The 11,957-nt window shown below is 64.0% G+C and carries 10 protein-coding genes; all 10 read left to right on the forward strand.

What is annotated here, in order from left to right:
- Window positions 1–71: 71 nt before the first annotated feature.
- The 10 genes from cgtA to BFX80_RS18050 all read left to right on the forward strand — a co-directional run bounded on the left by cgtA (window position 72) and on the right by BFX80_RS18050 (window position 11,921).
- Complete coding sequence (gene cgtA / locus BFX80_RS00880; protein WP_077373417.1) at window positions 72–1,268, forward strand: Obg family GTPase CgtA; 1,197 nt, start codon at window positions 72–74, stop codon at window positions 1,266–1,268.
- A 261-nt stretch (window positions 1,269–1,529) separates the two neighbouring features.
- On the forward strand, window positions 1,530–2,660 hold the full coding sequence (gene proB / locus BFX80_RS00885; RefSeq protein ID WP_077373512.1) for a glutamate 5-kinase: 1,131 nt from the start codon (window positions 1,530–1,532) through the stop codon (window positions 2,658–2,660).
- Between the two features lie 264 nt (window positions 2,661–2,924).
- Window positions 2,925–3,191 (forward strand): 30S ribosomal protein S20, encoded by a 267-nt coding sequence (gene rpsT / locus BFX80_RS00890; RefSeq protein WP_077373420.1) that lies wholly within the window; start codon window positions 2,925–2,927, stop codon window positions 3,189–3,191.
- A 274-nt stretch (window positions 3,192–3,465) separates the two neighbouring features.
- Window positions 3,466–4,962 carry a murein biosynthesis integral membrane protein MurJ gene (gene murJ, locus BFX80_RS00895; protein ID WP_240499728.1) on the forward strand — a complete coding sequence of 499 codons (1,497 nt, stop codon included), beginning with the start codon at window positions 3,466–3,468 and terminating at the stop codon, window positions 4,960–4,962.
- A 123-nt stretch (window positions 4,963–5,085) separates the two neighbouring features.
- Window positions 5,086–6,216, forward strand: a complete 1,131-nt coding sequence (gene ribF, locus BFX80_RS00900) for a bifunctional riboflavin kinase/FAD synthetase (protein ID WP_077373426.1) — start codon at window positions 5,086–5,088, stop codon at window positions 6,214–6,216.
- 11 nt (window positions 6,217–6,227) lie between these two features.
- Window positions 6,228–9,059 carry an isoleucine--tRNA ligase gene (gene ileS / locus BFX80_RS00905; RefSeq protein ID WP_084207758.1) on the forward strand — a complete coding sequence of 944 codons (2,832 nt, stop codon included), beginning with the start codon at window positions 6,228–6,230 and terminating at the stop codon, window positions 9,057–9,059.
- Between the two features lie 141 nt (window positions 9,060–9,200).
- The gene (lspA, locus tag BFX80_RS00910) at window positions 9,201–9,728 is read left to right on the forward strand and encodes a signal peptidase II (RefSeq protein ID WP_240499635.1); all 528 of its coding nucleotides are present in this window, start codon (window positions 9,201–9,203) and stop codon (window positions 9,726–9,728) included.
- Between the two features lie 20 nt (window positions 9,729–9,748).
- Window positions 9,749–10,192: an FKBP-type peptidyl-prolyl cis-trans isomerase gene (gene fkpB, locus BFX80_RS00915; RefSeq protein WP_077373432.1), complete on the forward strand. Its 444-nt coding sequence runs from the start codon at window positions 9,749–9,751 to the stop codon at window positions 10,190–10,192.
- A gap of 58 nt (window positions 10,193–10,250) precedes the next feature.
- Window positions 10,251–11,219, forward strand: coding sequence for a 4-hydroxy-3-methylbut-2-enyl diphosphate reductase (ispH, locus tag BFX80_RS00920; RefSeq protein ID WP_084207759.1), 969 nt, complete (start codon window positions 10,251–10,253; stop codon window positions 11,217–11,219).
- 330 nt (window positions 11,220–11,549) lie between these two features.
- Window positions 11,550–11,921, forward strand: a complete 372-nt coding sequence (locus BFX80_RS18050) for a type IV pilin protein (RefSeq protein WP_127736627.1) — start codon at window positions 11,550–11,552, stop codon at window positions 11,919–11,921.
- Window positions 11,922–11,957 lie beyond the last annotated feature (36 nt).

Genomic DNA, 11,957 nt, shown 5'->3' on the forward strand with positions numbered 1-11,957 from the left:
GCAAGGAAGCCCCGCTCAGGCGGGGCTTTTTTGTCGCATGACGGCCCGGGTCGTCGTCAGGAGAGAGCAGCATGCAGTTCCTTGATGAAGCGTCGATCATTGTCGAGGCCGGACGTGGCGGCAATGGTTGCCTGAGTTTTCGCCGTGAGAAATACGTGCCGCGTGGTGGCCCCGATGGGGGTGACGGCGGGCACGGCGGTAGTGTGTACCTGATCGGGGATGATTCCCTCAATACCCTGATCGACTTCAAGTTCCAGCGCTATTACCAGGCCGAGAGCGGTGACGCCGGCCAGGGCCGTCAGATGGCGGGCAAGGCGGGTGAGGACCTGATCGTCAAGGTGCCGGTCGGCACCACCGTGATCGACGAGGAAACCCTCGAGATCATCGGTGACGTGACGGAAATCGGCCAGCTGGTGCTGGTTGCGCAGGGTGGACGTCGTGGTCTGGGCAACATCCACTTCAAGTCCTCCACCAATCGCGCGCCGCGCCAGACCTCCAAGGGCACCTGGGGTGAGCGTCGCAACCTGCGTCTCGAGATGAAGGTGATGGCGGATGTCGGCCTGCTGGGCATGCCGAATGCCGGCAAGTCGACGCTGATTCGCGCCGTCTCCGCGGCCAAGCCCAAGGTCGCCAACTACCCCTTCACCACGCTGGTGCCGAATCTTGGCGTCGTGAAGATCGGTAGCCACCAGCACTTCGTGATGGCCGACATTCCCGGCCTGATCGAAGGGGCGGCGGATGGTGCCGGCCTGGGGCTGCGCTTCCTCAAGCACCTGACGCGCACGCGCCTGTTGCTGCATGTGGTGGATATCGCGCCCTTCGACGAGAGCGACCCGGTCCATGCGGTCGAGGCGATTCTCAATGAGCTCAAGAACTTCTCCTCGGCACTCACGGAGCTGCCGCGCTGGCTGGTGATCAACAAGATCGATCTGCTGGCGGAAGAGGATCGCGAGGCGATGGTCAAGGACCTCGTCGAGCGTCTGGGCTGGGAAGGTGAGCTGTTCGTCGTCTCCGCGGCCAGTGGTATCGGCACTCAGGAGCTGGTGCAGGCCGCACACCGCTGGCTGGGCGAGCAACGCCTGCAGCTGGCGGAAGATCCGGAAGCTGCCGAGGCGCATGCCGCCCTGCTGGCGCGGATGGAGAACGAGTCGCTGGAGCGCGCTGAAGAGCGCCTGACACGTCGCAAGCGCAAGAAGGATGACGAAGAAGAGGACGATGACGACTTCAATGACGACGATTACGACGTCGAGGTCGAATACGCGCCCTGAGGTCGAGGTTCGTCCGGTGGCTGCCCTGCGAGGCAGTCACTGAGTGACGAGCGACCCGCTTCGCGATTCACGCCCCGCCCCGAGCCTTCTGGTCTCGCGGCGGGGCGTTTTCGTTGCAGGTGCCGCTCGAGGGTGATGACAGCAGCGGGGCGGGAGCGGACAATGACGCGACGGGGCAGTCACAGCCTGCCGAGCGGGGCGGGAGACCACATGACAGGAGATAGTGCGGTGGCGGAGCAGAAGGTGGCGGAAGTGGCGGAGATGGGCAGTCGGGTCGGACGTGAGGCATTGGCCAGGGCGCGGCGCGTGGTGGTCAAGATCGGCAGTGCGCTGCTGACCGACGACGGCCGCGGGCTGGACGATGCCGGCATCGGGCGTTGGGTCGACCAGATCGCGGCACTGCATGCGCGTGGCATCGAGGTGATCGTGGTGTCTTCCGGCGCGATCGCCGTCGGCATGTCCCGGCTTGGCTGGACGGCGCGACCCAGTGGCGTGCATGAGCTGCAGGCCGCGGCGGCGGTCGGCCAGAATGGCCTGACCCAGTGCTATGAAGAGCATTTCCATCGTCACGGCCTGACCACCGCCCAGATTCTGCTGACCCACGACGATCTCTCCAATCGCAAGCGTTACCTGAATGCACGCTCGGCGCTGCGCACCCTGGTGGAGCTGCGCGTGGTGCCGGTGATCAACGAGAATGACACTGTCGTCACCGACGAGATTCGCTTCGGTGACAACGATACGCTCGGCGCGCTGGTCGCCAATCTGCTGGAAGCCGATGCCCTGTTGCTGCTCACCGATCAGGAAGGGCTGTACGACGCCGACCCGCGCCATGATCCGGCGGCCAGGCTGATCGAGGAAGCGCAGGCCGATGACCCGATGCTGGTCAAGGTCGCCGGTGGCGGCGGGGTGCTGGGGCGTGGCGGCATGGCCACCAAGGTGCGGGCGGCGCGCCTGGCAGCCCGCAGTGGCGCGCTGACGGTGATTGCCTCCGGCCGCCAGCCTGACGTGATCACGCGCCTAGCCGCTGGCGAGCGCTTCGGTACCCTGCTGCTGCCCGAGCATGCGCCGATCGCGGCGCGCAAGCGCTGGATCGCCGGGCAACTGCAGGTGCGGGGCACCCTGACGCTGGATGCCGGTGCCGTCAGCGTGCTGACCACGCGTGGTTCCAGCCTGCTGCCGGTGGGCGTGAAGAAGATCGAGGGAGCCTTCAAGCGCGGTGACCTGGTGCAGTGTGTCGATGAATCCGGCGCGCGGATCGCCAAGGGGCTGGTCAACTATTCCGCGGTCGACGCCGAGCGCATCCTGGGGCTGCCGAGTCATCAGATCGAGGCTGCGCTGGGCTATATTGAGGCGCCGGAGCTGATCCATCGCGACAACCTCATCGTGCTGTAGGGCGCATGAGGCCTGCCGATGCGGGCCTCATGCTGGCAGTCATCCGTCTGGCCATGCTAGACTCTGCCGTCCTGTCGGGAGCTGGTCCGCTCCGATGGCGAAGGCTTGGCGGGGCTTCCACGTCAAGTCGCTGATTTCTCTATGGTCTTCACGTCAAGTGTCGAAAGCGAGAGATGACCGGACCCGCTGTCGCCTCGCGACAACGTCTTCCAAATTCAAGTTCATGAGTACGCGCCTACGGGTGGACTCATAAGGAGCATCAAAGTGGCAAACTCCAAGCAAGCTCGCAAGCGCGCTCGTCAGGCTGAAGTCCGTCGTCAGCACAACTCCGCACAGCGTTCCGCCGTGCGTACCAGCGTCAAGAACGTGCTGAAGGCCGTCAAGACTGGTGACCACGCTGCTTCCATGGCCGCTTTCAATGTCGCGCAGAAGGTCCTCGACCGTTACGCCGACAAGGACATCCTGTCCAAGAAGAAGGCCGCTCGCGTCAAGAGCCGTCTGAACGCACGCGTCAAGGCACTGGCTGTCTGAGACGTGTTCGCGTGAAAAAACCGGCTTCGGCCGGTTTTTTTGTGTCTGTCTATCGTGTTGGATGGCATCGGTATCGGATCAGGGAAGTGAAAGGGGTGTCAGGGTGAGCAAGCCGCAGGATGAGTCGCCCAGAGGCGATCAGGATGTCGGGAAGGAGTCGGGTCGCCAGGCCGTGCAGACTGGCTCTCAGGCGACGGCTCAGGCAGAGACCAGCAGTGGAGACAGCCTGCCGGTGCGTGCGGGACTGCTGCGCTCCGGGCTGATCGTCAGCGTGATGACGATGCTGTCGCGGGTGCTGGGGCTGGCGCGAGACGTGATCATCGCCAGTCTGCTGGGGGCAGGCAGCGGGGCGGATGCCTTCTTCGTGGCCTTCAAGATCCCCAACTTCATGCGTCGTCTGTTCGCCGAGGGGGCCTTCAATCAGGCCTTCATTCCGGTGCTGTCCGAGTATGCGACCCGGCGCACGCGGGAAGAGGTCCGCGAGTTGCTGGATGCCGTCAGTGGCAGTCTCGGCGTCATCCTGGCGCTGATCACGGCGCTGGCGATGCTGTGCGCGCCCTGGCTGGTGTGGGTCTTCGCGCCGGGGTTCGGTGACGATGCCGGCAAGCTGGCGCTGACCGGTGACATGCTGCGCCTGACCTTTCCCTATCTGCTGCTGATCTCGCTGACCGCCTTCGCCGGCAGCGTGCTCAATACCTGGAACCGCTTCGCGGTGCCGGCCATCACCCCGGTGCTGCTCAACCTGAGCCTGATCGGCGCGGCGCTGTTGCTGGCACCGCGTTTCGAGACACCCGCCATGGCGCTGGCCTGGGGCGTGTTGATCGCCGGTGGCGTGCAGCTGCTGTTCCAGGTGCCGTTCCTGCTGCGTCTTGGCCTGATGCCCAAGCCATGGCCGAACTTCGCCCACGAAGGCGTGCGGCGCATCCTCAAGTTGATGACACCGGCGCTGTTCGGGGTCTCGGTCTCGCAGATCAACCTGCTGCTGGATACCGTGCTGGCCTCGTTTCTGGTCACCGGCAGCGTGTCGTGGCTCTATTACTCCGACCGGCTGGTCGAACTGCCGCTGGGCATCATCGGCATCGCCATCGGCACCGTGATTCTGCCGGCGCTCTCCAAGCGTCACGCGGAGCAGTCGCTGGAGCACTTCCAGAAGATGCTCGACTGGGCGCTGCGTTCGGTATTGTTGATCGGCGTGCCGGCGGCGCTGGCGCTGGGCGTGCTCGCGGAGCCGCTGCTGATCACGTTGTTCCACTATGGGGCGATGACGGACAATGATGTGGTGATGTCGGCCCAGAGCCTGCGGGCCTACAGCTTCGGGCTGCTGGCCTTCATGCTGATCAAGGTGCTGGCACCGGGCTTCTATGCGCGTCAGGACACGAAGACGCCGGTCAAGATCGGCATCATCGCGATGGTCGCCAACATGGCCTTCAACCTCGCGCTGATCGTGCCGCTGGCCCATGCGGGCCTGGCATTGGCCACGGCGCTGTCGGCCTTCCTGAATGCCGGGCTGTTGGCGCGTGGCCTGTATCGCGAGGGTGTGCTGCGCTTCCAGCCGGGCTGGGGGCGCTATTCGCTGACGCTGATCGGCGGTTGCGCCCTGATGGGCGGCGGCCTGCTGTGGCTGTCACCGGACTGGACCACCTGGCTCGGTTGGGGCCTTTGGGAGCGCTGTGCGATGATGGGGGCGCTGGTCGTCGGCGGTGTGCTGGTCTATGCACTGTGGTTGGGGCTTTGCGGCATACGTCCGCGCCACTTCCGCATGCAGGGCTGAGCCCCGACTCTCGATTCACATCTCGCGTTCCAGCAGTTTTCTCTCTGGTGGGGCAACGGTGGCTGTCAGCGCCGTGCCCCTTCGCTATAATCGACCACTTTCGGCGGCTTGTGTGATGCACGCATGGACTTGATCAGAGGACTCCACAATCTCGCCCGCCTGCGCAAGCAGGATGGCAGTCGCGGCTGCGTGGCCACCATCGGCAATTTCGATGGGGTGCACCTCGGCCACCAGGCGATTCTGGAGCAACTGCGCGAGCGCGCGGCGGCCTATGGGCTGCCGGCCACGGTGGTGGTGTTCGAGCCGCAGCCGCGCGAGTTCTTCGCGGGTGACAAGGCGCCGCCACGCCTGACGCGACTGGCGGAAAAGGTCCGCCTGCTGGGTAGCCACGGCGCCGAGCGCGTACTGTGCCTGCCCTTCAATGAGGCGCTGCGCTCATTGTCGGCCCGTGAATTCATCGAGCAGGTACTGATCGATGGTCTCGGCGTGCGCCACCTGGTGGTCGGCGACGACTTCCGCTTCGGCTGTGATCGTGCCGGTGACTTCGCGCTGCTGGAGCGCATCGGCGCCGCCGAGGGCTTCGCGGTGGAGCATACCCGCACCTTCGAGATCGCCGGTGAGCGTGTGTCCAGCACTCGCGTGCGCAAGGTACTGGCCGCGGGTGACATGGCATTGGCCGCCAGATTGCTGGGACGAGCCCATCACTGGCAGGGGCGCGTGGTCGCGGACCGTCAGCTGGGGCGTACCATCGGCGTGCCGACCGCCAATCTGCCGCTGCCGAATGCGCCGCTGGCGGTCTCCGGCGTCTACGCGGTGATGGCGCATCTGGCCGATGGCCGCGCCTGCCCGGCGGTAGCCAATATCGGCTGGCGCCCGACGGTCGGCACGCCGCGCCCGGTCCTTGAGGTTCACCTGCTGGACTTCGCGGAGGACCTCTATGGCCAGTCGATGCGTGTCAGCTTCTGTGCCTTCCTGCGTGGCGAGCAGCGCTTCGATGGCCTGGAAGCTCTCAAGGCCGCCATCTACGCCGATATCGCATTGGCACGCCGCTTCTTCGCACTGGCCGCAGGTGAGACGCCCGCCAGTGATGAGCAGGCATTGCTCGATTGCATGACCTCGATGGCTGACCTGCCGCTGGCCAGCCGTCCGCTGAGCGCACTGATGAATGCGCCGACGGCACCCTTACACGGCACTGCTGAGGTGTCTGATTCCACAGCTCGGGAAGCTCAGGCTTCCCGCCCCCACGACGGCTGACCCGAAAGGCTATGAGCGACTACAAGCACACTTTGAATCTGCCCGATACCGACTTCCCGATGCGCGGCAATCTCCCCAAGCGTGAGCCGGACCAACTGGCCCGCTGGAACGAGATTGACCTCTACGCGCGTCTGCGTGAAGCAGGCAAGGGCCGTCCGAGCTTCGTGCTCCACGACGGCCCTCCCTATGCCAACGGCAATATTCACATCGGTCACGCCGTCAACAAGATTCTCAAGGACATCATCGTCAAGTCCAAGACGATGGCGGGCTTCGATGCGCCTTACGTGCCGGGCTGGGACTGTCATGGTCTGCCCATCGAGCACAAGGTCGAGACCACCCACGGCAAGCATCTCGAGTCCGAGAAAGCCCGCCACCTGTGCCGCGAATACGCGGGCGTGCAGGTGGAAGGTCAGAAGCACGAGTTCATCCGTCTCGGCATCGTCGGTGACTGGGGTAACCCGTATCGCTCCATGGACTTCGCCAACGAAGCCGGCGAGATCCGTGCGCTGGCCGAGATGGTCAAGGGCGGTTATGTCTTCAAGGGCCTGAAGCCGGTCAACTGGTGCTTCGACTGTGGCTCTGCGCTTGCGGAAGCGGAAGTCGAATACGCCGACAAGACCTCTGACGCCATCGATGTCGCCTTCGCGGCAGACGACAGCGCGGCGCTGGCCAAGGCCTTCGGCCTCGAGTCACTGAGCAAGCCGGCGGCGATCGTGATCTGGACCACCACCCCGTGGACCATTCCGGCCAACCAGGCGCTCAACGTTCACCCGGACTTCGTCTACTCGCTGGTCGATACCGGCGAGCGCCTGCTGGTGCTCGCCGAGGAGCTGGTCGACGACAGCCTGGCGCGCTTCGGGCTGAGTGGCGAGACACTGGCGACCGTCAATGGCGCGGCACTGGAGAATCTCAACTTCCGCCACCCGATCTACGATCGTCTGTCGCCGGTCTATCTGGCCGACTACGTCGAGACCGGTGCCGGTACCGGTATCGTCCACTCCGCGCCGGCCTACGGCGAGGATGACTTCCACACCTGCCGTCGTTACGGCATGAGCTTCGACGAGATCGAGAGCCCGGTGCAGGGCAACGGCGTCTACGTGCCGGACCTGCCGGAATTCGGTGGTCAGTTCATCTGGAAGGCCAATCCGAACATCGTCGCGCGTCTGGAAGAACTCGGCGCGCTGATGGCGCACGAGAAGATCACCCACAGCTACATGCACTGCTGGCGCCACAAGACGCCGGTCATCTATCGCGCCACGGCCCAGTGGTTCGTCGGCATGGACATCGCCGGCACCGATGGCGTGACCCTGCGTGACAAGGCGCTGTCCGCCATCGAGGACACCACCTTCATTCCTGCCTGGGGCCAGGCGCGCCTGAAGAGCATGATCGCCAACCGCCCTGACTGGTGCATCTCGCGTCAGCGCAACTGGGGCGTGCCGATTCCGCTGTTCCTGCATCGCGCCACTGGCGAACTGCACCCTGACAGCGTCGCGCTGATGGAAGCGGTCGCGGATCGCGTCGCCGAGCACGGCATCGATGCCTGGTGGTCACTCGACAGCCAGGAGCTGCTGGGCGATGAGGCCGAGAACTACGAGAAGGTCACCGACACGCTGGATGTGTGGTTCGATTCCGGAACGACCCACTGGCATGTGCTGCGTGGCTCGCACCCGCATGGTCACGAGGAAGGTCCGCGTGCCGACCTGTATCTGGAAGGCTCCGACCAGCACCGTGGCTGGTTCCACTCGTCACTGCTGACCGGCTGTGCCATCGACGGCCACGCGCCCTACAAGGCACTGCTGACTCACGGTTTCACCGTCGATGCGCAGGGCCGCAAGATGTCCAAGTCAGTGGGCAACGTGGTCGCGCCGCAGCAGGTGATGGACAAGCTGGGTGCCGACATTCTGCGCCTGTGGGTGTCCTCTAATGACTATTCCGGTGAGATGGCCGTCTCGGACGAGATCCTCAAGCGGACTGCCGATGCCTATCGCCGCATTCGCAACACCTCGCGCTTCCTGCTGTCCAACCTGAACGGTTTCGAGCCCGAGCGTGATGCGCTGGCCTTTGACGACATGCTGGCGCTGGACCAGTGGGTGGTCGATCGTGCCGCCCAGCTGCAGGCACGTGTCGAGCTGGCCTACGAGGAATACCGCTTCCTCGACATCTACCAGCAGGTGCTGACCTTCTGCTCGCGTGAGCTGGGCGGCTTCTATCTGGATGTCATCAAGGACCGCCAGTACACCACGCAGCCGAACTCGCGTGCGCGTCGTAGCTGCCAGACGGCGCTGTATCACGTGATCGAGGCGCTGGCACGCTGGATGGCACCGATCCTCTCCTTCACCGGTGAAGAGATCTACGCCAACATCCCGGGTCCGCGCAAGGACACCATCTTCCTCGAGACGGCCTACACCGGCCTGACCACCCTGGCGGATGATGCCCCCATGGGGCGTGAGTTCTGGGAGCAGGTGCTGCACGTCAAGCAGGCGGTCAACAAGACGCTGGAAGGCGCGCGCAACGCCGGTCTGGTCAAGAATGGCCTGGCGGCGGAAGTCACCCTCTACGTCAATGATGAGCTCAGCACTCTGCTGGCAAGTCTCGGCGACGAACTGCGCTTCGTGATGCTGACCAGCGGCGTGACCCTGGCGCCTCTCGATGCTGCGGGTGACGCAGAAGAGACCGAAGTGTCCGGCCTCAAGGTGGCGGTCAAGGTCAGCGAGAATGCCAAGTGCGAACGTTGCTGGCACCACCGTCCGGAAGTCGGCACCCTGCCGGAACATCCGACTCTGTGTGGCCGCTGCGTGACCAACCTGCCGGATGGCGAAGGCGAGACGCGTCACTTCGCGTGATCGCTGACGCGACCGCGGCATCGTTCAGCCTCCGCTGAGCGCTGATATCGAACGCCGGGCTCTGGCCCGGCGTTCGTGTCTTGCCGCCGACGGATTCATTTCATGCAGGGATGCCCATGGCATCCTCGACAGGAAGGTAACATGACGTCTTCTTCACAACCGCCTGCCAGTGAGGCCGGCTCGGCCGCCAGTGAGCCGATGCGTTCGCCGTTGCGCTGGCTGTGGCTGTCAGTGGTGATCGTGGTGCTGGATCTGACCACCAAGTGGTTGGCCAGCAGTTCTTTGATCTACGGTCAGGCCAACGAGGTGCTGCCGGTCTTCAATCTGACGCTGCTGCACAATACCGGCGCGGCCTTCAGTTTCCTGGCCGGTCATGACGGCTGGCAGCGCTGGCTGTTCGCCGGCATCGCCGTGGTGGCGGCCATCGGTCTGAGCATCTGGCTTGCGCGCCTCAAGCGTCACGAGACCTTCACGGCGCTGGGCATCGCGCTGGTACTGGGTGGCGCACTGGGCAATCTTTATGATCGTGTCGTGCATGGTTACGTGGTGGACTTCCTGTCCTTCCACTGGGGCAATGCCTTCTTCCCGGCCTTCAATGTGGCGGACGTCGCCATCAGCCTGGGAGCCGTGGCACTGATCATCGAATCCTTCCGTGGCCGCTCCGAGTGAGTGGCGCAAACGAGGTCAGCATGAGCGAATATCGTATCGCCGAAAACATGGAGGTCAGCCTCCATTTCCGTCTGCGTCTGGAAGACGGCACCGAAGTGGATTCCACCTTCGACAAGACGCCGGCCACCTTCCAGGTAGGCGATGGCAATCTGCCGCCGGGCTTCGAGCGGCCGATCATGGGCATGGCGGCAGGTGAGACCGGCAGCTTCACGGTCACGCCGGAGCATGCCTTCGGTCAGCACAATCCGCAGAATGTCCAGACCGTGGCGCGCAAGAGCTTCGATGACGAGATCGAGGTCGGCATGGTGATGTCCTTCGCCGAGCCGTCAGGCTCGGAGCTGCCGGGCATCATTCGCGAGATCGATGAGCGTGACGTCAAGGTCGACTTCAACCACCCGCTGGCCGGGCGTACCCTGACCTTCGAGGTCGAGGTGCTGTCCGTCTCCCCCGCGACCACGCACTGAGTCTTCTTTTCCAGGGGCGCCTCACACGTGTGCCCCTTGCCATCAAGCGGAGCCTGTCATGCAGATCAAGCTGGCCAACCCGCGCGGTTTCTGCGCCGGAGTGGATCGCGCCATCGATATCGTCAACGGGGCGCTCGACGTGTTCGGGCCGCCGATCTACGTGCGTCACGAGGTGGTGCACAATCGCTTCGTGGTCGACTCCCTCAAGGAGCGCGGCGCCATCTTCGTCGAGGAACTGCACGAAGTGCCGGATGACGTCATCGTCATCTTCTCGGCCCACGGTGTCTCGCGTGCGGTGCAGGAAGAGGCCGAGCGTCGCAACCTCAAGGTCTTCGATGCCACCTGTCCGCTGGTGACCAAGGTGCACATGGAAGTGCTGCGCTATGCGCGCAAGGGCCAGGATTGCGTGCTGATCGGCCATGAGGGTCACCCGGAAGTCGAGGGCACCATGGGTCGCTATGACACCTCCAAGGGTGGCACCATCCACCTGGTGGAGGACGAGTCCGATGTGGCGCGCCTGGAGGTCAAGGACCCGGGTCAGCTGGCCTTCGTCACCCAGACCACACTGTCCATGGATGACACGGCGCGTGTGATCGATGCGCTGCGCGAACGCTTCCCGGCGATTCAAGGGCCGCGCAAGGACGATATCTGCTACGCGACCCAGAATCGTCAGGACGCCGTACGCATGCTGGCGGAAGCCTGCGATGTGGTGCTGGTGGTCGGCAGCCCCAACAGCTCCAACTCCAATCGCCTGCGCGAACTGGCCGAGCGCATGCAGACCCCGGCCTGGTTGATCGATGATGCCGAGCAGATCGAGGCCGCCTGGCTCGAGGGTATCGGCAGTATCGGGATCACGGCAGGCGCAAGTGCGCCCGAAGTGCTGGTGCAGGGCGTGATCGATCGCCTGATGGCACTGGGGGCTTCGGCGCCCGAGGAACTGGAAGGTCAGGAGGAGAATATCGTCTTCTCCATGCCCAAGGAGCTCAAGGAGCGCTTGATCGCCTCGGATCAGATTCGCGAGCTGTAACGCTCTGTAAGTCATTGGTCATCTGAAAGCCGCGACTCTGTCGCGGCTTTTTTCATGTCTGATCCGCAATATCTGGCTCTTTGTGAGTTATTGCGCATGTTCTCAATGCCCTGATCATTCCGGTGAGCGTTGATCTGGCCTGAGGATATATGAAAAAAAATGTAATGCTCAGTTACGAAAATGATACATAATGGAGGGTAAGCCACCTCTGGAGATATCGGCATGCCATGCCATCCCCTAGCCAAAAGCGTCATCGGTGCTCGTGCACGACGCGGGGCAGCGGGAGCGTGCGGGCCCAGAGGAGCACGAGGCTTCACGCTCATCGAAGTCATGATGGTGGTCGCGATCATCGGGATTCTGGCGGCGGTAGCAGTGCCATCCTATCTCGGGTACGTGGAGCGCAGCTGGCGTTCTCATGCTCAGCAGGCGCTGGGCCAGCAGGCCAGGCAGTTGCATGGCTTCTATGGCCACGATTTCTCCGAGGCGCCGGTGCTGGAGGGTGAGTTGCCAGCCGATGGCGTCAGCAGTATCGAGGATGCCGGCGGCAATCTGCGTTACCTGATCTCCTATCGCAGCCTCACGCCGAGCACCTTCGTGTTGCAAGCCACTCCGCAGGGAGCACAGCTCAACGATGACTGCGGCATTCTGTGGATGGATGAGGTCATGAATACCGGCGCGGAAGGAGGGGGGCGGTGTTGGTGAAGTCTGCGAGACCATCCTCTCGACATCGGGTCGGGA

It is taken from the genome of Cobetia marina (genome assembly GCF_001720485.1).
Lineage (GTDB): Bacteria > Pseudomonadota > Gammaproteobacteria > Pseudomonadales > Halomonadaceae > Cobetia > Cobetia marina.

Bases quoted from the DNA above. Each gene is read 5' to 3' on its own strand.
- cgtA (WP_077373417.1), top strand. From the start codon at position 72: ATGCAGTTCCTTGATGAAGCGTCGATCATTGTCGAGGCCGGACGTGGC.
- proB (WP_077373512.1), top strand. From the start codon at position 1,530: ATGGGCAGTCGGGTCGGACGTGAGGCATTGGCCAGGGCGCGGCGCGTG.
- murJ (WP_240499728.1), top strand. From the start codon at position 3,466: ATGACGATGCTGTCGCGGGTGCTGGGGCTGGCGCGAGACGTGATCATC.
- ribF (WP_077373426.1), top strand. From the start codon at position 5,086: ATGGACTTGATCAGAGGACTCCACAATCTCGCCCGCCTGCGCAAGCAG.
- ileS (WP_084207758.1), top strand. From the start codon at position 6,228: ATGAGCGACTACAAGCACACTTTGAATCTGCCCGATACCGACTTCCCG.
- lspA (WP_240499635.1), top strand. From the start codon at position 9,201: ATGACGTCTTCTTCACAACCGCCTGCCAGTGAGGCCGGCTCGGCCGCC.
- fkpB (WP_077373432.1), top strand. From the start codon at position 9,749: ATGAGCGAATATCGTATCGCCGAAAACATGGAGGTCAGCCTCCATTTC.
- ispH (WP_084207759.1), top strand. From the start codon at position 10,251: ATGCAGATCAAGCTGGCCAACCCGCGCGGTTTCTGCGCCGGAGTGGAT.
- BFX80_RS18050 (WP_127736627.1), top strand. From the start codon at position 11,550: ATGATGGTGGTCGCGATCATCGGGATTCTGGCGGCGGTAGCAGTGCCA.